Annotated in this window: 14 protein-coding genes; 9 read left to right on the top strand and 5 right to left on the bottom strand. The window is 66.3% G+C overall.

Annotated elements, in window-relative coordinates; all coding sequences use genetic code 11:
* The first annotated feature begins 35 nt into the window (after positions 1-35).
* Entirely contained in the window at positions 36-2,168 is a 2,133-nt protein-coding gene (locus tag M1D32_RS09565; protein WP_458781964.1) for a primosomal protein N', read from the top strand.
* Positions 2,169-2,190: 22 nt separating this feature from the next.
* Here M1D32_RS09565 and M1D32_RS09570 read toward each other — a convergent pair whose 3' ends face one another.
* From M1D32_RS09570 to M1D32_RS09585, 4 genes are read right to left on the bottom strand one after another with little or no spacing between them, the layout of a single operon-like run.
* The gene (locus tag M1D32_RS09570; protein WP_458781965.1) at positions 2,191-3,291 is read right to left on the bottom strand and encodes a glycosyltransferase family 4 protein; all 1,101 of its coding nucleotides are present in this window, start codon (positions 3,289-3,291) and stop codon (positions 2,191-2,193) included.
* The gene (locus M1D32_RS09575; protein WP_458781966.1) at positions 3,288-4,217 is read right to left on the bottom strand and encodes an alpha/beta fold hydrolase; all 930 of its coding nucleotides are present in this window, start codon (positions 4,215-4,217) and stop codon (positions 3,288-3,290) included. The genes M1D32_RS09570 and M1D32_RS09575 overlap by 4 nt, the downstream gene beginning before the upstream one ends.
* A 7-nt stretch (positions 4,218-4,224) precedes the next feature.
* On the bottom strand, positions 4,225-5,094 hold the full coding sequence (locus M1D32_RS09580) for an aldo/keto reductase (RefSeq protein WP_458781967.1): 870 nt from the start codon (positions 5,092-5,094) through the stop codon (positions 4,225-4,227).
* Positions 5,095-5,104: 10 nt separating this feature from the next.
* A complete protein-coding gene (locus tag M1D32_RS09585) occupies positions 5,105-6,037 on the bottom strand; it encodes a sugar-binding transcriptional regulator (protein ID WP_458782153.1) in 933 nt (310 codons plus the stop codon).
* Positions 6,038-6,202: 165 nt separating this feature from the next.
* On the opposite strand from M1D32_RS09585, the gene M1D32_RS09590 reads away from it, so the two are divergent.
* The 3 genes from M1D32_RS09590 to glpK all read left to right on the top strand — a co-directional run bounded on the left by M1D32_RS09590 (position 6,203) and on the right by glpK (position 10,423).
* Positions 6,203-8,017 (top strand): glycerol-3-phosphate dehydrogenase/oxidase, encoded by a 1,815-nt coding sequence (locus tag M1D32_RS09590; RefSeq protein WP_458781968.1) that lies wholly within the window; start codon positions 6,203-6,205, stop codon positions 8,015-8,017.
* Positions 8,018-8,108: 91 nt separating this feature from the next.
* A complete protein-coding gene (locus M1D32_RS09595; protein ID WP_458781969.1) occupies positions 8,109-8,858 on the top strand; it encodes an MIP/aquaporin family protein in 750 nt (249 codons plus the stop codon).
* A gap of 50 nt (positions 8,859-8,908) precedes the next feature.
* On the top strand, positions 8,909-10,423 hold the full coding sequence (gene glpK, locus M1D32_RS09600) for a glycerol kinase GlpK (RefSeq protein ID WP_458781970.1): 1,515 nt from the start codon (positions 8,909-8,911) through the stop codon (positions 10,421-10,423).
* 258 nt (positions 10,424-10,681) lie between these two features.
* Here the strand turns inward: glpK and M1D32_RS09605 are convergent, their stop codons facing one another.
* Positions 10,682-13,033, bottom strand: coding sequence for a PEP/pyruvate-binding domain-containing protein (locus M1D32_RS09605; protein ID WP_458781971.1), 2,352 nt, complete (start codon positions 13,031-13,033; stop codon positions 10,682-10,684).
* Between the two features lie 294 nt (positions 13,034-13,327).
* Here M1D32_RS09605 and leuS point away from each other — a divergent pair, with 294 nt between their 5' ends.
* The 5 genes from leuS to holA all read left to right on the top strand — a co-directional run bounded on the left by leuS (position 13,328) and on the right by holA (position 20,990).
* On the top strand, positions 13,328-15,853 hold the full coding sequence (leuS, locus tag M1D32_RS09610; protein ID WP_458781972.1) for a leucine--tRNA ligase: 2,526 nt from the start codon (positions 13,328-13,330) through the stop codon (positions 15,851-15,853).
* 54 nt (positions 15,854-15,907) lie between these two features.
* Positions 15,908-16,888 (top strand): DegV family protein, encoded by a 981-nt coding sequence (locus M1D32_RS09615; protein ID WP_458781973.1) that lies wholly within the window; start codon positions 15,908-15,910, stop codon positions 16,886-16,888.
* Positions 16,889-16,956: 68 nt separating this feature from the next.
* Complete coding sequence (locus M1D32_RS09620; RefSeq protein ID WP_458781974.1) at positions 16,957-17,880, top strand: ComEA family DNA-binding protein; 924 nt, start codon at positions 16,957-16,959, stop codon at positions 17,878-17,880.
* Between the two features lie 45 nt (positions 17,881-17,925).
* Complete coding sequence (locus M1D32_RS09625) at positions 17,926-19,974, top strand: ComEC/Rec2 family competence protein (RefSeq protein ID WP_458781975.1); 2,049 nt, start codon at positions 17,926-17,928, stop codon at positions 19,972-19,974.
* Positions 19,974-20,990 (top strand): DNA polymerase III subunit delta, encoded by a 1,017-nt coding sequence (gene holA / locus M1D32_RS09630; RefSeq protein ID WP_458781976.1) that lies wholly within the window; start codon positions 19,974-19,976, stop codon positions 20,988-20,990. The genes M1D32_RS09625 and holA overlap by 1 nt, the downstream gene beginning before the upstream one ends.
* The last annotated feature ends 113 nt before the right edge of the window (positions 20,991-21,103 follow it).

Consider the following 21,103-nt stretch of genomic DNA (forward strand, 5'->3'; position numbering starts at 1 on the left):
GGTCCACCCGGTGATGCTGAACGGAGGTAGCCACAGTGGTTGCTGACGATTCCACCCAGCCGCTCTTGGATCTGCCGGCCGCGGTGCAGCCCTCCCTGCTGCAGGGTTTCCCTTCCCGCAAGCAGCAGGCGGGCCTGCAGTTCGCGGACCACCTTCCGGTGGCCAGGGTGCTGGTGGAATCCTCTCTGCCCCACCTGGATAGGCCTTTTGACTATGGTGTTCCTGCCGGGCTCGATCAGGACGCGCAGCCCGGCGTCAGGGTCAAGGTCAAGTTCAACGGCCAGGATCTCGGTGGGTTAATCATGGAACGGGCCGCGGAGTCCGACGCCGGCCACACCCTGCTGCCGCTGGCGAAAATCGTGTCCCCGGTTCCCGTCCTGACGCCCGAGGTCCGCGACCTGGTCACCGCCGTAGCCTCCCGTTACGCCGGAACGGTCAGCGACGTCCTCCGGGTTGCCGTCCCGCCGCGGGTAGCTAAGTTGGAAAAGACTTATCCGGAGTCTGCGAAAGCGCCGACCGGGGCGGCAGCCGAAACCGCCGGGACCGTCGAGCCCGCCGGCGCGGACACTGCCTGGGCAAGCTTTCGGAATGGTCAAGCCTTTTTGCGCCACCTCAAGGACGGCGGCTCGCCACGGGCGGTCCTGAATCCCCTGCAAGGCTATGGACCTGCGGGCTGGCCGCAGTTGTTGGCCCAGGCCATTGCCGCAACCCATGCGTCGGGCCGGGGAGCGGTGGCAGTGGTCCCGGACAACAGGGACCTGGACCGGCTCGAAGAGGCATTGAACGCGCTCTTGCCGGACCACGCCGTCGCCCGCCTGACCGCAGAGGACGGGCCCACACCCCGCTACCAAAATTTCCTGCGGCTCCTCGCCGGAACCGCCCGCGTTGCCATCGGAACGCGGTCAGCTGCCTATGCTCCCGTCAAGGACCTGGGGCTCGTCGTGTGCTGGGACGACGGCGACGACCTCCACATCGAGCAGCGTGCGCCCTATGCCCACACCCGCGAAGTCCTGCTCCTGCGCGCCGAACAGTCCGGCGCTGCCTGCCTTTTGGCCGGCCATGCCCGCAGCACGGAGGTCCAAAGGCTCGCCGAAACAGGCTGGGTCCTGCCCGTGGAAGCCGACCGCACTCTGGTTCGCCGCACCGTTCCCCGCGTAGTCAACACCGCGGACAGCTTCGAACAGGAGAGGGATCCCCTGGCCAGGATCGCCCGCCTTCCGGGCACTGCCTGGCGGGCCGCCAAGGAAGGCCTCGAGCGGGGTCCGGTCCTGGTCCAGGTGGCCCGCGCAGGGTACGCCCCGTCGCTGGTGTGCGACAACTGCAGGGAGCCGGCACGCTGTGCTGCCTGCCAGGGTCCGTTGGCCATAGCCGGGGCCAGTGGCACCTCCGCACTGCCGCAATGCCGTTGGTGCTCCACTCCAGCGCCTGCCTGGCACTGTGCTCACTGCGATGGCCGGAAGCTCCGCAGGGGCGCAACAGGCGTGATCCGGACGGCCGAGGAGCTGGGCCGTGCCTTTCCCGGGAAAGCGGTCATCACGTCCTCCGGCGACCAGGTCAAGGCGCAGGTAACCAACAGCAAGGCACTCGTTGTGGCTACCGTGGGAGCCGAACCCGTGGCAGAAGGGGGATATGCCGCCGCCTTGCTGCTGGACGGTGATTCCCTGCTGCGCCGTGAGTCGCTGCGGGCCAGCGAGGACACAGTGCGGCGCTGGTTTAATGCCGGCGCTCTGGTCAGGCCTGCGTCCGAGGGAGGCCTTGTGGTGGTGACCGCAGCGGACACCGGAGCTGTGGGCGCGCTAATGAGGTGGGATCCTGCTGGTTACGCCCAGCGCGAGCTCTCCCTCCGGGCCGAACTGCAGCTTCCTCCGGCGGTGCGCATCGCCTCGATCACCGGCCCCCGGGCCGCCGTCGAACATTTCTCGGGTGCCGTGGCAGCGCAACTGGAGCACGCCGGGATCCACCTCCGCACCGCAGGCCCGGCGCCACTCATTCTCAGCGGTCCGCCTTCTGCCCGCCGCTCGGCGGAGGACGTCCGGACCCTCCTGTTCTTCCCCTACGCCCAAGCCGCCGCGGTGACCCGCGTCCTGCGGGCAACCCGCTCTGCGACCGCCGCAAAGCGGAGCGCGGAACCGGTCCAGTTGCGCCTGGACGGAGTGGACGTGCTATAGCGGAGCCTCCTGTCGGGAACTGTTAGAGCATGCCGCGGCCTCGTGGCATCCTGCGGCGTTGGGCGGTAATGCCGTGTGCCACGTCCACCAGCTGCCGGGCGGACTCCTCCCAGCTGAACTCCCCGGCACGGGCGACAGAGCGCCGTGACGTTTCTTCCCACCGCTCCCGGTCCTGCAGCCTCTTCACAGCGGCGGCAAACTGCTTGGGTGACTCCGGCTCAACATAGCTGGCAACATCGCCGCCCACTTCCCGGAAAATGGGAATGTCACTTGCAATGACCGGCGTGCCCAGAGCCATGGCCTCGACCAGCGGCAGGCCGTACCCTTCGGCCCGGGAGAGGCTTACCAGCGCGGTGGCCGTTTTCAGGAATCCGGCGTATTCCTCGTCAGTGACGCCGTTGTGGAACTCCACCTTCGCGCCGGGCGGGATGAGCTTCTCCAGTTCGGCCCGCCGCTGCGGGGTGATCCGGCTGAGCAGGTGAAGGGTGAAGCCGGGCAGGTCGGCCATTCCGGCCACCATGGTTTCCACATTCTTGTAGGGCATAAAGGAGCCCATGTACACGAGGGATGGTTCGGCGCCTGCTTCAGGCGTACGGGGTTCCTGGGCAGGCTGCGGCGCGTTGCTGATAATCCGGACGGGCCGGCGCGTCAGCCGGTACTTGGCCATCAGGGCCTCGGTGGTCCGGCTGATGGTGGCTACGACGTCGGCCCGGTTGAGAAGGAGCCGCTGCGGCCAGTACGCCTTGTGGTAAAGGCGCCAGAGCAGCCGCACCGGGGCCGGCAGGAATCCCGGGGGCGCTGGGTGCTCGTAGTAGATGAGGTCGTGCAGTGTCAGTACCAGGCCGTACTTGCGGCCCAGGGTGCCCATCGTCTGCATCGGGCAAACCACCACATCCGCCCCGAGCGGGTTGATTTTTCGGGCAACGAACAGTTCCGCGGGGGACAGGGGGCTGTTGATCAGCGTGTATGGTACATCCGGCAGCAGGGCCAGCTGGCGGAGGTCCGAGATCAGCATCGAAACGTCGGCGATCCTGGAGGTCGCCGCGATCAGGCTCGCACCGTAGCGGCTGATGCCGTCGTGGTGGTCGGTCTTCGTGAACCGGGCATCGATGACAATCTTCACGCGGCGTGGTCCTTAAGGAAGCTGCGGATGTAGTTTGCGGCAGGCTCAGGCGTTTCGTAATGGATCAGGTGGCCAACATCCGGAATGACCTGGAGTTCGCCGTTCGGCAGCAGCCCGACGAGCCGGTGCTGGTCCGGAAGCGCGGCGATTTCATCCTTTTCCCCGGCGATCAGCAGCACCGGAAGGGCAAGGCTGCCGGCCACCTCGGCCACGTGGCTGCTGACGGAGGCAGTGAACGATTCGAGGAGGCTGTCGCGGCTGGCAAAGGCACTGAAGTACGCGTGGTGCTGGCCGTGGATAAAGCGCCGCAGGTCCCGGTCGCCTGTCTTGGCCATGGCCTCGCTCATCACGCGGACAATGAGCGGGCTGCGCAGCAGTGCCAGCCCCAGCGGACGGGGCAGGCGGGCGGCCGCTCGGTAGTACAGCACCGCCAGCCGGGTCATCACGCCCTTGGGGCCCTCGAGCGCAGGCGCGGCGATGGGGTTGATGAGGATCAAGGGTTTTATGGAACCGGGATGGGCGGCCGTGAAATGGGCGGCAATGATGGACCCGAACGAATGCCCCAGGAGAACTGTATCCGGCCCCAATCCCAGGGCCGCCATGAATTCCATGATGAAGGCGCCGTAGCCGGGAACCGTATGTCCTCCTGGCGGGGAGGCTTCGGAGGCGCCGAAGCCAGGCAGGTCGGGCATAATGATGCGCATTTCGGGAAGCTGGTCGGCCACCCGAAGGAGCCCGTGGTGGTCCCCGCGGAACCCGTGGATCACCAGGATGGTCCGGGTCTCCGCGGTTTCCAGCAGGGGTTCGTACGTCCAGAATGAGACCCTGCCGCCTGCCAGCTGCAGGGATGAGGCATGGGTACGGCCGGCCAGGTCCGGGCTGATGAAGGCAGGCGCCGTGGACTGCCCGCGGTGTGCTGTTTTCATGGGAGTCCTAATTGACATTGTCCGGGTGGGAACCGGTGCGGTGTCCCCGGTCCAGGCCGGCGAGCGCCTCCATGTCCCGGGCTGAGAGCTCAAAGCCGAAGACGTTCAGGTTCTCGCGGATGCGCGCCTCCGTGCTTGCCTTGGGGATGGCGATGTTCCCCAGTTGTATGTGCCAGCGGAGGATGATCTGCGCCGGGGTCCTGCCGTGTTCGGCGGCGCAGGCCTGGACGACGGGGTCTGCCAGCACATGTCCGCGCCCCAGGGGACTCCAAGCTTCGGTCCGGATCCCGAGGTCATCGTGGATTTTCCGTAGCTCCAGCTGCTGGAGCCAGGGGTGCAGCTCGATCTGGTTGACGGCCGGGGTGACCTCCGCAGTCTGCATCAGCCTGTCCAGGTGGGCGGGCTGGAAGTTGCTGACCCCGATGGCCCGCACTTTTCCTTCCCGATAGAGCGTCTCCATGGCCCGGTAGGTTTCCGGAAACAGTCCACGCCGGGGGCAGGGCCAGTGGATGAGGTACATGTCCACGTAGTCCAGGCCCAGGTTGACCATGGAGGTGTCGAAGGCGCGCAGGGTGGCGTCATAGCCGTGGTGGTCGTTCCATACTTTGGTGGTAACGAAGATGTCCTCCCTGGCGGGTGCCGGGAACAGTTCGCCGGAGCCGCCGCTTCCTGCCTGCGTACCGAGCTGGGAACTGATCCCGCGGGCTACTCCCTGCTCGTTGCCGTACATGGCGGCGGTGTCGAAGTGGCGGTATCCGGAGCCGAGGGCCATGGCTACAAGGCCGGCCGCATCGGATGGCGGCACCTTGTACAGGCCGTAGCCCAGCTGGTCGATCAGCACGCCGTTGTTCAGGCTCAGCCGCGGGGAGATCCTCATAGCCATGACTCTACCTACTCGCCACGGCGAGGCCCTCCATGCCCACCAGGCGGCGCGCGGTGGCTTCGTCGAGGATCAGGTCCGTAGCCAGGCGGGCTGCCAGGGCACCCTTGAGCCCGTTGATCTTGGACACGCCGGAAACCACGCAGATCCTCCGCCTGACCTGCCGAAGCTCGGTGAGGGCCGGGCCAGTGGACCGTTCGTTGAGGACGATCCCGTCGGAGGAACCGTCAGCCCGGAAGAACACTGTTGCAACGTCACCCACAACATCGGAGGTTGCCAGGACGTTGAGGTCGCTCTCGTCCAGGTAGCCGCCGGCATAGACGTGGCTGGGGTAATCGGCGTCCACCGATCCAACGCCAAAGATTGCGATGCTCATCTTTGCCTGAAGTTCAAGGATCCGCTGCACGCTGCGTTCCTTCCACATGGCGGTTTTGGTGGCTGCGTGGTCGAAAAAAGCGGGAACGGGGAATTGTTCCACCCGCGCGCCGTAGGCGCTGCCGAAGCGGCGCATGATGTCACTGGCGTAGGTGATACCCGTAGTGTGCATATTGCCCGCGCCGTTCAGCTGAACCACCACGCTGTCATGGGTAATTTTCCTCGTCAGGTGCCGGCTGACGGCGCTGAGGGTAGAACCCCACGCGACGCCAATGATCGCATTGGAATCCACCAGGGGACCGATGGTGCGGGCCGCCTGCATCGCCACCCGGTCCAAGGTTTCAGCCTCGTTGAGTGTTTCCACGACCGGAACAACGTGGGCGTCTACCCCGTACCGGCGGCGGATCAGGCCCTCCAACTCGGGGCCAGTGTCAAGGGGGCTGCGGATCTGGACCTGCACCAGGCCTGAGTCCCGGGCGGAGGACAACAGCCTCGAAACAGTCGAGCGGGATGTGCCGAGTTCACGGGCGATGGCATCCATCGTCAGGTCCTGCAGGTAATACATTTGTGCAGCCCGAAGGGCGTCAGCATGCCGGGAAGCGTCCACCGGAACTCCATTCTGCACGTTTGTGCATAGTGCTTGACTCCATTTTCCATTACTCCAAAGAATAGATGAGAACGGCGGATCACTTTTTTGTGTCCGCGCCACGCAAAGCCCAAGGGAGTTGTTTTGGGACCCAAGGATTCACCTGCCCGCCCCGCTGCACCAAGGCCGGGCGCCGAGCGCCCGTCAGTACACCATCTGCGGCTCCGGCCGCATGCAAAAGTGCTGGTGGTGGGTGGCGGGGTCAACGGCGTAGCAACATTCCGGGACCTTGCCCTGCAGGGAGTGGACGTGGCACTTGTGGAACGCGGCGACTACTGCCAGGGAGCCAGCGGTGCCTCCTCGCACATGATCCACGGCGGCATCCGCTACCTCGAGAACGGCGAGTTTCGTCTGGTCCGGGAATCGGTGGTGGAACGCAACCGCCTGCTCCGGATCGCACCGCACTACGTCAAACCACTGCAGACCACCATTCCCATCTTCAGCACTTTCTCCGGAGTGCTAGCTGCCCCTCTGCGCTTCCTCACCCATAAGCAGCAGGGCAAGCCCAAGGAACGCGGCGCGTTCCTCATCAAAATCGGTCTCAGCCTGTATGACTCGTTTTCCCGTGATGGGGGCACCGTGCCGCGCCACCAGTTCAGGGGACACAAGCGCGCCCTTGCTGAGCTGCCTGACCTCCGTCCCGACGTCAAGTACGCGGCCACGTACTTCGATGCTTCCGTCCACAACCCAGAGCGGCTCACCCTTGATGTCCTGCAGGACGGCGAAAAGGCAGGCCATGCCTCAGGCGGCAACCCCCAGGGCAGCACGGCCCGTGCCAGCAACTACCTGTCATTGACATCCATGACCGGCGAGCCCAACCGCGGCACCGGCAAAGGGAGCACCGTCCGGTTGCGGGATGAGCTGACCGGTGAGGAATTCGATTTCACTGCCGACGTCATCGTGAACACCACTGGCGCCTGGGTGGACCTCACCAATGAAGCCATGGGAGCAGCCTCCGCCTTTATGGGCGGCACCAAGGGTTCGCACATCGTGCTCGACCACCCGGAGCTCCTTGCCGCCTGCCGGGGACGGGAAATCTTCTTCGAGCATACTGATGGCCGAATCGTACTCATCTATCCGATGGGGGACCGGGTCCTCGTGGGGACCACGGACATTGACGCGGACATGACCCAGGATGCCGTCTGTACAGATGAGGAGATTGAGTACTTCTTCGAACTCATCGGCCACGTCTTTCCGAACATCCCCGTCAAGCGCGAACAGATCGTCTATACCTTCTCCGGGGTGCGGCCGCTGCCCCACCATGATGCGACCCAGCCCGGCTTCGTTTCCCGGGATTACCGGATCGAGCGCCGGGGCCCCGTAAGCGGAGGCGCCGGGGCGGGTGCCGTCGTCCTCAGCCTGGTAGGTGGCAAATGGACCACCTTCCGGGCACTGGCGGAGCACCTGACCAATGACGTCCTCGCCGAACTCGGCGTGCACCGCAAAGTATCGACGGCCCAGCTCGCCATCGGCGGCGGCGCCGGTTTTCCCGCCGACGAGGCCGGCGTGCAGAAGTGGATCAAGGATCACATGGCTGCCGGCCGTGACGCGGACCGGACTGCCGGCCTGCTCACCCGCTACGGGACCAGAGCGCAGGAGGTGATGGCCTTCCTCGACGGCGGGCCGGACCACCTGCTGCACTCCACCCGTGAACTAAGTGCCCGTGAACTGGAATTCATGGCCGCCCATGAGCAGGTTGGACACCTCGTGGATGTCCTCATTCGGCGCACTTCCCTGGCCTTCCGGGGCCTCGTGACGGGGGAGCTGCTCAACGAGGTGGCCGAAGTGCTCTCCGGTCCAATGGGGTGGGACCCTGCCGCTCGGGCAGCAGAGATCCGGCACGCGCAGGAGGTGCTGCAGCGGTTCCACCGCGTAGAAACCCACAGCTTGGTCGCATAGGACAGGCTGTCGGCCGGGGCGCTCATCCCGTCCCGGCCCAACGGTCCTTCAACCCGCGAAGGACTGACAACAGAAAATAGAGGAGTCAAAGATGTCTCTTGGAATTGTTTTTCTATCCGAAGTCTTCGGAACGGCGATGCTGACCCTGCTGGGTTGCGGCGTCGTCGCCAACGTCGCCCTGCGGGGGACGAAAGGCAACAGCGGCGGGTTCCTGATGGTCACCTGGGGATGGGGCATCGCTGTTTTCGCGGGTGTCTATGTGGCCGCGCAGTCCGGGGCGCACTTGAACCCGGCCGTGACGCTCGGACTGCTCCTTAACGGAGCTGCGGAATACGCCCCCGATGTTGCTGTCGATTTCGCCTCTACGCTGACCTACTTTGGCGGAGAACTGCTGGGTGCCTTCCTCGGCGCCGTCGTCTGCTGGCTCGCTTACAAGCAGCACTTTGACGCCGAAGAGGAAGTCGCCAGCAAACTGGCCGTTTTCTCCACCGGCCCAGCCATCCGCTCCAGCTCCTGGAACCTGGTGACGGAGATCATCGGCACCTTCGTGCTGGTGTTCGTCATCCTCACCTTCGGCGGCACCCCGTCCGGCCTTGGGCCGCTGGCTGTCGCACTGCTCGTCGTCGGCATCGGTGTATCACTCGGCGGGCCCACAGGCTACGCCATCAACCCCGCCCGTGACCTCGGCCCGCGTATCGCCCATGCCCTGCTGCCCATCAAGGGCAAGGGCTCCAGCGACTGGGGCTATTCCTGGATCCCGGTGGTTGGTCCGCTGGTCGGCGGTGCCCTTGGCGGCCTCGTCGCCCGGATTGTCCCGATCATCGCCACAGCAGCAGCCTGACCCCTCACCCAACCACCGCTCACATCACACCAAAAGACAAGGACGTCATCGTGAACCAGTACGTAATCGCCATCGACCAGGGAACCACCAGCACCCGTGCCATCATCTTCGACCACAGCGGCAGCATCGTCTCCTCCGGGCAGATGGAACACGAACAGATCTTCCCGAAAGCCGGCTGGGTGGAGCACAACCCCGCCGAGATCTGGAACAACACCCGTGAGGTCATCGCCTCGGCCCTTTCGAAGGCGAACCTGACGCGGCACGATATTGCCGCAGTCGGCATCACCAACCAGCGCGAAACCGCCGTGGTGTGGGACAAAACAACGGGTGAAGCCGTTTACAACGCCATCGTCTGGCAGGACACCCGCACGCAGGACATCGTGGACGAACTGTCCAGGGACGGGGGAGCGGACCGATTCAAGCAGAAGGTGGGCCTACCGCTGGCCACCTACTTCTCGGGCACCAAGATCAAGTGGATCCTGGACAATGTGGATGGCGCTCGCCAGCGGGCCGAAGCCGGGGACCTGGTGTTCGGCAACACCGACGCGTGGGTCCTGTGGAACCTCACCGGCGGGGTGGACGGCGGTGTCCACGTCACCGACGTCACCAATGCCTCGCGCACGCTGTTCATGGATTTGGAGACCCTCCAGTGGGACGAGGAAATCCTGGGCATCTTCGGCGTTCCGCGGTCCATGATGCCGGAGATCAAGTCATCCTCGGAGGTGTACGGCACCGTCCACACTTCGCAGCTTCTCCGCGAGGTTCCGGTGGCGGGCATCCTTGGCGACCAGCAGGCAGCAACGTTCGGCCAGGCGGCGTTTGAGACCGGTGAGGCCAAGAACACCTACGGGACGGGCTGCTTCCTGATCTTCAACACCGGCGAGGAAATCGTCCACTCGAAGAACGGCCTTCTGACCACGGTGGGCTACAAGCTCGGCGGCGCGGCACCCCACTATGCCCTTGAAGGCTCCATCGCGGTCACCGGCTCGCTGATCCAATGGTTGCGGGACAACCTGGGCATGATCAGCAGCGCCCCGGAAGTGGAAACCCTCGCCGCTTCAGTGAAGGACAACGGCGGCGTGTACATCGTTCCCGCATTCTCCGGGCTCTTCGCGCCATACTGGCGTTCCGACGCCCGGGGCGCCATCGTGGGCCTCACCCGGTTCGTCAACAAGAGCCACATTGCCCGGGCAGCGCTGGAATCCACGGCGTTCCAGACCCGCGAGGTGCTCGACGCCGTGAACGCGGACTCCGGCGTACCGCTCTCCGAGTTGAAGGTCGACGGCGGCATGGTTGCCAATGATGCGCTGATGCAGTTCCAAGCAGACATCCTTGGCGTCCCCGTCATTCGGCCCAAGGTGGTGGAGACCACTGCCCTTGGTGCCGCCTACGCCGCAGGCCTCGCAGTCGAGTTCTGGAAGGACCTCGGCGAACTGTCATCCAACTGGTCTGAAGACAAGCGCTGGGAACCCCAGATGGACCAGTCCGAGCAGGACCGGCAGATGCGGCTGTGGAAGAAGGCCGTGACGAAGTCCATGGATTGGGTGGACGAGGACGTGAAGTAGCTTTCTCACGAGTTACAAAAAGGGCCGGGGCTCCCCGCCCGTGTTGCCGATGTAGCGCTGCTCACCTTCGCAAGGGAGGCGGCCCCTGCCCCGCCCGTCCCCTGCTGCTCCCAACACTCGCAAGCTCGTGTCGGGGCCCTCGCAGCAGTGGGCCCCCCACGGGTGCCCACCACACCCGGGCGAGGGGCCGCCTCCCTTGCTTGTCGCGGTGCGCACCATACCTCCTCGAGGGGCCGCCATCCTCGCGGCGAGGCCCGTTCATTCCTCGTGGATTTCTACTGTTCCTGCGTTGCCGTCGACCGTAACCAGCTGGCCTGTTCTGAGCACTTGGGTGGCGGTGCCGGTGCCTACCACTGCCGGGATGCCGTATTCGCGGGCTACGAGGGAGGCGTGGGCTGCCAAATTTCCGCCGTCTGTTACGACGGCGGCGGCCTCGGCGAAGAGGGGAGTCCAGGCTGGGGCGGTGGCCTTCGCCACGAGCACCTCGCCTGGTTGGAACGTCGAAAAGTCATTAGGACCCTCGACGATACGGACCCGGCCGCGGTCCCGGCCCGGGCTTGCCGGATGGCCAACCAAAGCCGCTTTGGGTACCTTGCCGGTACTTCGGGCCGTGTTGGCCAGCCGGTCAAAGATGTTGCCGAGCATCGGGACCTTGCCCAGCATCAGCGGGGCGGCCAGTTTCCGTTGCCGGAGCCATTCCGCGCGGCGTGCCGCCACGTTGTCCTGCTGGGGCGGCGCGTCGGGCCGCAGGTCCTGCCGCGTCAGGAAGTACACGTCATCCGGGTGTCGGATGACGCCCGACTGTTCCAGTTGCGTCCCAATCCCTGCCGCGCAGCGGCGCAGCAGCGGCCAGCCCAAGGTGAAATCCCGGACCTGTTCCTCCCGGAGCAGCGCATAGTGCTGGGCAACCGCAAGCAAGCTGTCGAACCGGCGCAGCAGGCACCAGCCCTTAAGTATGGAGCGGCAGGCCTCTTCGGCTGCACGCCGCCGGACAGCCGCAGTAGCGGCACCCCGGGAACCGCTGCCGGACGGAGCAGCCGGGCCTGGCTCCTCTCCGGCCGTGGGGTAATACCAGTCGAGGCTGTAGACGGCGTGGGGAAGCCTCGGCGGCAAGGCCGGGGACAGGCCACCGAGCAGCACCTGGTAGCCGCGGCCGTCGTACAATCCCTGTTCCTGCCGGGAGGCAACCTCCGGAGCAAGGTGCCGGCGCCAGAACCTGGCCAGTACCATCTCCATCTTCCACGCCGCCCCGCCCGTGGCGGCGAAGAACCAAAGATATCCTCCGGCCGCCCGCGCCACCTCTTCAGCCAGACCCATCAACCCGGCAAGGGTTGCCGGCAGCGGGGCATCGCGGTAACTGTCAACGAGGCTGCGGTAGGCCGGCAGGTGCCGGGTGCGCCACTCAAGCTCAAGGTCCCGCAGGACGGCGCGGTCTGCACCAGGGGGGTCGATCATCGGGCGTACCACGGAATTGAAGAAATAGGGCAGCGAGTGCGGCCTGCCCCCGAAGACCAGCCGGGGGAGTGCCCGGGGTGTTGGCGGGGCAACGTAGTACCAGCCGTTGACGGTGGCATTGCCCATCGGAACCCGAAGGCCGGCCGAACGGAAGACGGCGTCGTTGTAGGCGGAGTCCATGCTGGGGACGATCCAGTCCATAAAGAGCGGCGTGACCGGTTCCGGCAGCCATTCCCCCAGCCGGAAGTTCCGCAGCCATGCGCCCTTTCCCGGGGCTCGCCACACCACCGCTTCCGGAAGGGCCGTCATCGGACGTGCCTGCACAACCTGGACGCTGCCGGAGCGGTCCAGCGCCCACTCCACGTCCTGCGGGTAGCCGAAATACCGCGCTACGTTCCCCGCCGTGGTGGCAACCGCCGTCGCGCTTTCCCTTGTCAGGACAGCTGGGGCATCATCCCGCGGGCTGACCGATCCGCCCCGCGCCAGCCACTCTTCGCCGCGTTCCGACCCTCCCACCAGGTTTTCCCCGAGCCCTTTAACAGCGGAGATCACCGTCTCGTCCCGGGCTCCGGTCAAGGGATGTGCGGTGAAGGCTACACCGGCGGCCGTGGCATCCACCATCTGCTGGACAAGGACGGCCATCTGCCCGGCGCCCGTGCGGTCCTCGTTTCCAGCGCCTGGACGGGCGTTGGCTCCGGCAGGCGGGGCGGCAACCGGGGGCAGCGATTCCTGGTAGGTCCGGACGCGGCCGGCGCCGGCCGAACCGAAACAGCGTATGACGGCCGGAGGGAGGTCCTCCACCGGCACGTCCAGGTAACTTTCATACATTCCCGCATAGGAGGCGCCTGGCAGGTCTTCGGCAGCCGCTGAGGAGCGGACGGCATACGGGCCGGGGCCGGCCGCCCTGGCGGCGTCGCGCAGTTGGCGGTCCCAGGCATCCTGGCCGTCACCCGACCGTGCATCCATGGCCGCGCGCGTGACGACGAAGCCGGAAGGAACGGGGAAACCCGCGGTTTTCAGTTCGGACAATGCGGCGGCCTTGCCGCCGGCCTCCACCCGCGCCAGGTGGAGACGTCCGCCAAGCGGCAGGAAAAGCCCGCGGTGAGGGGGACTGGCACCGGCGCCATCGCCCACGTCGCTCGCGTGATTGCCCAAGGAGTCACCTGCCGGGTAGTTAAGCCGGGTTGCCCGGCTCAAGTCTAGTGACGGGGGCCGCCGGCGGTACAGGTAGACTCCACACCAGCCTGCCCGGTTCGTGCGCTAAAGTGGATTCATGCGTGCGATCCTTCTGCTTAGTTAGCCGCCCGGCATCCGAAACAACGGATAACCGAGCGGCAGCCCCTCCATGGCGAGGGGCTTTTGTGTGTCCGGGCCAGTTTCCGGGCCTCAGCAGGAGGATCAGGCCGTTATGGCAGCACAGATGCCGTAACAGAACAGAAGAGGGCAGCAGTGGGCGTTCAGCCGGAGACAGAGACCGGAACAGCAACAGTGTCGGCGGAGGTGCCCGAGGAGGGCACGTACAGCTTTGCCGCCATGGAGGCCAAGTGGCCGCAGGTGTGGGAAGACCTCAAGGTCTTCACCCCTGTCGACGACGGGTCCCGGGAGCGGCGCTACGTGCTGGACATGTTCCCGTACCCGTCCGGCGATCTGCACATGGGGCACGCGGAAGCGTTTGCCATGGGTGACGTGGTGGCCCGCTACCTCCGCCAGCAGGGCTACGATGTCCTGCACCCGATCGGCTGGGACTCCTTCGGCCTGCCCGCCGAAAACGCGGCAATCAAGCGCAACGCCCACCCCAGTGAGTGGACCTACGCCAACATCGAGACGCAGGCAGCTTCCTTCAAGCGCTACGCCATCTCCGCCGACTGGTCCCGCCGGCTGCACACCTCGGACCCGGAGTACTACCGCTGGACCCAGTGGCTGTTCAAGCGCTTCTACGAGCGCGGCCTGGCATACCGGAAGGATTCCCCGGTCAACTGGTGCCCGAAGGACCAGACCGTGCTGGCCAACGAGCAGGTTGTCAACGGCGCCTGCGAACGCTGCGGTACGACCGTCACCAAGAAGTCGCTTAACCAGTGGTATTTCAAGATCACGGACTACGCGGACCGGCTGCTGGATGATATGGAACAGCTGCGCGGCCACTGGCCCGAACGCGTCCTGGCGATGCAGAAGAACTGGATCGGCCGGTCCGAGGGTGCGCACGTCAACTTCGTCATCGAGGCCGATGGCGGCAAACCCGCCAAAGAGGTCACGGTCTTCACCACCCGCCCGGACACCCTGTTCGGCGCCACGTTCTTTGTAGTGGCCGCAGACGCTCCGCTGGCCGTGGAGCTCGTCACCGATGAACACGCTGCTGCCCTGGAAGATTACCGCGAGCAGGTCAAGGCGCTCACAGAGATCGAACGGCAGTCCACGGAACGGGAGAAGACCGGCGTTTTCACCGGCCGTTACGCCGTCAACCCGCTGAACGGGGAGAAGCTGCCGGTATGGGCCGCGGACTACGTCCTCGCCGACTACGGCACCGGGGCCATCATGGCAGTGCCGGCCCACGACCAGCGCGACCTCGACTTCGCCCGCAAGTTTGACCTCCCGGTGCGGGCGGTCCTGGATACCGGCGAGGAAGACCCCGCAGTCTCCGGCACAGCCACGGCAGGGGAGGGCACGCTGATCAATTCCGGCGACCTGGACGGCCTGCCCAAGGCCGAGGCCATTCCTGCCGCGATTGCAATCCTGGAACGCCAGGGCACGGGTGAGAAGTTCGTAAACTTCAGGCTGCGCGACTGGCTGCTGAGCCGCCAGCGGTTCTGGGGAACCCCCATCCCCATCATCCACTGCCCGTCCTGCGGGGAAGTCCCCGTGCCCGATGACCAGCTGCCCGTGACGCTGCCCTCCGACCTCCGCGGCGAGGACCTGTCGCCCAAGGGTACGTCGCCCTTGGCCGCAGCCGAAGCGTGGGTCAATGTCGGCTGCCCTTCCTGCCACGGTCCGGCCAAGCGGGACACCGACACTATGGATACCTTCGTCGACTCGTCGTGGTACTTCCTGCGCTTTGTGTCACCGCAGTACACAGAGGGTCCCTTCGATCCGGAAAAAATTAACGACTGGATGCCCGTGGGCCAGTACGTGGGCGGTGTGGAGCACGCCATCCTGCACCTGCTCTACGCCCGGTTCTTCACCAAGGTCATCAACGATCTGGGCTTGATCGAAGCCAGTGAACCCTTCACTGCGCTGCTGAACCAGGGCCAGGTCCTGAACGGCGGCAAGGCAATGAGCAAGTCGCTGGGCAATGGCGTGGACCTCGGTGAGCAGCTGGACAAGTACGGCGTTGACGCCGTCCGCCTCACCATGATCTTCGCCTCCCCGCCGGAGGACGACGTGGACTGGGCAGACGTCTCGCCGTCCGGTTCGGCAAAGTTCCTGGCCCGGGCCTGGCGCCTCGCCCAGGACGTCACCAGCGAGCCCGGCATCGACGTCACCTCCGGCGACCGCGCCCTTCGCTCGGTGACGCACCGGACCATTGCAGACGCTGCTGAACTGCTGGATGCCAACAAGTTCAACGTCGTTGTAGCCAAGCTGATGGAACTGGTCAACGCCACCCGCAAGGCCATCGATTCCGGTGCCGGGGGAGCGGACCCGGCAGTGCGGGAGGCAGCCGAGGCTGTTGCGGTGATCCTGAGCCTGTTCGCCCCCTACACGGCTGAGGACATGTGGAGCGTACTCGGTCACCAGCCCTCGGTAGCCAATGCCGGCTGGCCGGCCCATGATGAGTCGCTGCTGGTGCAGGACACCGTCACCGCCGTGGTGCAGGTGCAGGGCAAGGTGCGGGACAGGCTGGAAGTGTCGCCCGAGGTCTCGGAGGACCAGTTGCGCGAACTGGCGCTGGCCTCGAACAACGTCCAGCGCGCCCTTGACGGGCGGGGCATCCGCACCGTCATCGTCCGCGCCCCTAAACTGGTCAACATCGTCCCGGCGTAAGCCGGACCAGCCCGCCGGAACCTCCGGCGGGCTGCTGTGACCCAGGAGGCCTCCTTGCCACACCGCGACGCCGCTGCCTGGCCTTGGGTCCGGGCGCGCCTGCTGGCCCGGCGCCGCGGGCAGGAAAGCTCCGGAACTCAAGCCGGCGCCGTCGTACGTATTGCTGTGGTAACCGACTCCGCCGCCGCGTTGCCGGCTGACTGGACTGCCGGGTTGAGCAGCGACGGCCGCTTGGCCGTCATTCCCATGCCCGTGATGGTGGGGGATGAGATCTACGGCGAGGGCGAAGACGACATTTCGGAAACAATCGCGCTGGCCCTGGCCAGCGGGACATCAGTGAAAACGTCGCGGCCCTCGCCCGGGCAGTTCGAACAGGCCTACCTCGCTGCCCAGCGCAAGGGGTACGAAGGGGTAGTTTCCGTGCACATTTCGGGCGGCCTGTCCGGGACGGCAGATGCCGCCCAACTTGCCGCCGGCAGGGTGGGCATTCCGGTGGAAGTCATCGACTCCGGGACGGTGGGCATGGCCCTCGGGATGGCCGTCCAGGAAGCGGCGCGCGTTGCCGGGGAAGGCGCAGACGCAGCCGCAGTGGCGAATGCGGCCGCCGGCCAGGCAGCACGCACCAAGGTCTATTTCTACGTTCCGAGCCTCGAGCAGCTTCGACGCGGCGGGCGGATCGGAACGGCTGCTTCGCTGTGGGGCACCATGCTGGCAATCAAACCTATTCTTGGGGTCGATGGCGGAAAGATCGTACCGCTGGAGAAGGTGCGGTCCGCCGTCCGGGCCGTTGCCCGGCTCGAGGAACTCGTGGTTGCGGACGCGTCTGCCCGCACCGCCGCAGAAGTACGCCTCGCGGTCCACCACTTCGGCAACCCTGCGGAAGCGGAGCACCTCGCCGAACGACTGGCTGTTGCCTTGCCGCAGTGCGCTCCGGCCCAGATCAGCTCGCTTCCTGCTGTGCTTGCTGCCCACGCGGGGCTCGGCGTCCTTGCCGTTATTGTGGGCGACGGTCTTGCCACGGACGGCGGCCGCTGACCAGTTGCTTTCCACATAGCCGGTTGCCGCCCTGTTGCCCGCGTACGCGCGGTCCTTAGCGTAGGGGTATGTCACGCCGGAATGCTGGAGCAGCAGGTGAACAGGCGCGCCATGCCCGGTCGCGGCTGCAGGCTACTTTGGGTGACACGTCCCGTGGGCTGCTGCTGGGGGACGACGGCGGGCCCTCCTTCGAGTACCGGGGTCCTGGAACCGCCGGAGAAGAAAAACCCGGCCGTACCCTTCCGGGTGATGCGGTGGCCGGCACTGAGCCGTTCGACGTCCGCCCCGCCATCCGTTGGCGCGTCAGCTTTCGGCTTGGCGTGCTCCTGGGCGTCCTCGCCGTGGCTGCCGTCGCCTGGTTCTGGTGGCAGGCGGCGGCTTCCGGCCAGCCGGAGATCCTGCCACTGGGCGGAGCCAGCTCCGGATCCGCGGCCGCGGCCGGCGGGGCCGGGGGTGGTACCCCCGAAGAGGACAATGGTGGCGGCAGCCGGGCCGGTCCGGACTCGGACCCGCAGGAAAGCGCCCCCGGAGGGACTGTTGTGGTTCACGTTGCCGGTTCAGTGCTTCGTCCCGGAGTGGTCGATCTGCCCGCCGGCAGCCGCATACACGAGGCCATTGCCGCCGCGGGCGGGGCCGCCCCCGGCGCGGACCTGAACCGCCTTAACCTCGCCCTGGTTGTTGCGGACGGGCAAAAGATCCACGTCCCGCAGCAGGGTGAACCGCTGCCGGGCGGCTCCGACGATTCAGGAGCGCCGGCTGCCGGTGATCCGCCGGAGGGGAACACCAGGGGAGCGGCAGGATCCAAGATCAACCTGAACACTGCCGGGGTGGAGGAACTGGATGGATTACCGAAGGTCGGCCCGGTGCTGGCTCAGCGGATCGTGGACTGGCGAAAGGAGCACGGCCCGTTCAAGGCGGTCGAGGACCTTGACGCAATTGACGGTGTCGGCCCGAAGATGCTTGAAGCATTGCTGCCGCTGGTGACCATATGAGGCGTGGGCAGCACATCATGACGGCGAATGCCTTCTGGCAGCGCCATGAATAACCGGACATCGGGGACCGGGGCGAGCCCCTGGAGCCGTTATGTAGAGTCGGCGGTCAGCGCGCATGCCACTAAGCGGCTTGACGCGTCGCAGACAGGAGCAGCGGACCGTTCGAGGCTGGCGGCCGGGACTGGCACCCGTGATGGTGCCCGGGGCGACCTGCCACGGAGGTTGCTCCGTCCTGCCCCTGAGCCTGGGAGAAGCTTTCAAAAGTTCTATGAAGCGCAGTCAGCGCGGTTCCGGGACAGCAACAGGAAAGCCCGGCAGGAGGCAGACCCCGACAGTAGCGGAACCCCGCGCCGGCGCACCGACGTCCGGCTGGCGTTGCCGGCGGCGCTTGTCTGGGCTGCCTCCCTTGCCGGGCTCTGGCTGCCCCCGTTGGCGCTGGCCGGCATCTGCTGTGCTCTGCTCGTCCTGGCTGCGCTGCTGCTGCACCGGACTTTCAGAGCCCATTCCTTGCGCACAGCCCCGCGAGGGAACGGAAAACCGGCCCGGCGCAGTTTCCTCACCACCACGGCGGTTGCCCTCCTCTTGGCGGCGACAGCGGCAGCGCACTCGGCGGTGGCCGCCACACAGCGCCACGATGGTCCCCTCGCAGCCGCCGTCTCCTCCGGGAAGTCCGTGGTAGCTGTCCTCGAAGTGGCAGGAACCCCGCGTGCCCTGACTGCACCCAACCAGGCTGGCCCGCCCGCGCGCTGGTCTGTACCTGTCTGGACCCGGGATGTCAGTACCGGCGGTGTTGTGCTCCGGACGCGGGCGCAACTGCTGGTGATGGGGGGTGGCGGCTGGGGAGCCGTAGTGCCAGGCCAGATGGTCCGCGCAACGGGAAAGCTGCGCCCCGCTGATCCCGGGAAGGAGGAAGCGGGCATCCTCACGGCGTCCTCAGGGCCAGGGCAGCCGGTTGCCCCGCCCATCCTGCAGGGAGCCGCAAAGGAACTGCGGGAGCGTTTTGTTGCTGCCTCGTCCTTCCTCGCCCCGGATCCCCGTGGCCTGCTGCCCGGAATGGTTACCGGGGACACCAGCGCCTTGGATGAGGGCCTGAACTCCGCCATGAAAGGCGTTGGTATGACTCACCTGACGGCCGTCAGCGGGGCGAACTGCAGCTTGGTCCTGGGCGCGCTGCTGCTGTTATGCAGGAGATTCCGCCTACCGCGATTGCCCGCAGCGGCGCTTGCTGTGGCGGGCCTTGGGCTGTTCGTACTGCTCGTCGGGCCCGATGCGAGCGTGCTGCGGGCGGCCCTGATGGGAGCCGTGGCGGTTGCTTCCCTGGCTGCTGGCCGGCCGGGGCGGGGCCTGAGCTTCCTGTGCCTCGCCGTGATTGGACTCCTGCTGATGGATCCGGGGCTGGGATCAAGTTTCGGGTTCCTTCTGTCCGTCCTGGCGACACTGGGGATTATCGTCCTGGGTCAGCGCCTCATGGCATGGACCCCTGCGTTCGTCCCGCGGTGGGCAGCGGCCGCTGTGGCCGTTCCCTTGTCCGCGCAGCTGCTCTGCGGACCGGTGATTGTTGTGCTGCAGCCCCAGTTTTCCACCTACTCCCTGCTGGCCAACGTCATGGCGTCCCCACTGGTGGCACCTGTAACCCTGCTGGGAACGGCTGCCGTGCCCCTGGTGGTCCTGGCCCCATGGGCGGCAACCGTCCTGATCGCGGTGGCCGGCACCTTCAGCGCCGGTGTGGCGGGGACGGCCCGATTCACCTCGCAGCTTCCCGGCGCAGCGTTACCTTGGCCGGAGGGTGTGCCCGGGTTGCTGACCATGGTGATCCTGTCCGTGCTGACGTTCCTCACCGTTTGGGCCGCGGTCCGCCCACGCCGGCTCGTCCGGTTTGTGATGGCCTCGCACAGCCGCACCGTTTCCGTGATTGAAGTGCTGGAAAGGTACGCGGCCGGAAGGCCAAGGAGCTACGGCCGCAAGCCGCGGCGCATCCCTGCACGGCGCATCCCTGCCTGTCGCGTGCTGCCGAAGCGTTGCCCGGGCTTGGACGGGGCCACTGGACATGGCAGGCTGGGATACTCCACAAAACTCTCCGGAAGGAAGCCCTGATGGCCGCTGCGCAGAAACGTGCAACCCGTTCGCCGGCGTCAAACGGCCCTACCTGGCGGGACGTAACCCCGGCAGCAGTGGTCCTGGTCACCGGGCCTGAAGAGTACCTTGGCATCAGGGCCATTGACCGGGTGCGCGCCCAGGTACGGGCGGCTGCCCCGGACGTTGAAGTCAGCCGTATCAACGCCGCAGCGTATGAAGCCGGGACCCTGCTCATGCAGGTCAGCCCGTCCCTGTTCGGCGAAAGCAAGCTCATCGAAGTCGAGGCCGTCGAATCGATGAATGACGCCTTCCTGGCCGACGCGCTTGCCTACCTCGGCCACCCGGAGTCCGACGCCGTGCTGGTGCTGCGGCACGGCGGGGGAGTCCGGGGCAAGAAATTGCTCGACGCGATCAAGAAGGCCGGCTGGCCCGTAGTGGACTGCCAGCCCCTCAAAAAGGACGCGGACAAGGTGGCATTTGTCACCGCAGAGTTCAAAGGGGCAGGGCGGAAGATCGAGCAGGACGCCGTGCAGGCACTGGTAAACGCCGTGGGAGCCAACCTTTCGGAACTGGCGGCAGCATGCAGCCAGCTGATCGCGGATGCCGGCACGACGGTCACCACCGACATTGTCGACCGCTACTACGGCGGGCGAATCGAGGCCACGGCCTTCAAGGTGGCCGACGCCGCCATGGCAGGAAACGGGCCGCTGGCGCTCTCCACCCTCCGCCATGCCCTCGCCACGGGAGCAGATCCGGTCCCGCTGGTCGCCGCACTGGCGGCAAAGCTGCGGACCGTGGCGCGCGTGGCCGGCGCTTCGGGCTCTTCGGCCCAGATAGCCGCCGACCTGGGAATGCAACCGTGGCTGGTCGAGCAGGCCCAGCGGGACGTCAGGCGCTGGACGCCGGAAGGCCTGGTCCGTTCCATCCAGGCCACCGCCGAAGCAGATGCCCAGGTCAAGGGCCTGTCCCGCGATCCTGTTTACGCGGTTGAACACGCGGTCACGGTGATTGCCATGTCCGTCCAGGGCAGGTAATCCAGCGCCACCGCACACCAAGCGCAGGGGAAACCGGAGCGCAGGAACTTAAAGATGTGTGGCCGGTACCAAACGGTACCGGCCACAACCATCAGTTCAAGCGAACTGGAAAC

This window comes from Arthrobacter sp. D3-16 (genome assembly GCF_054408515.1).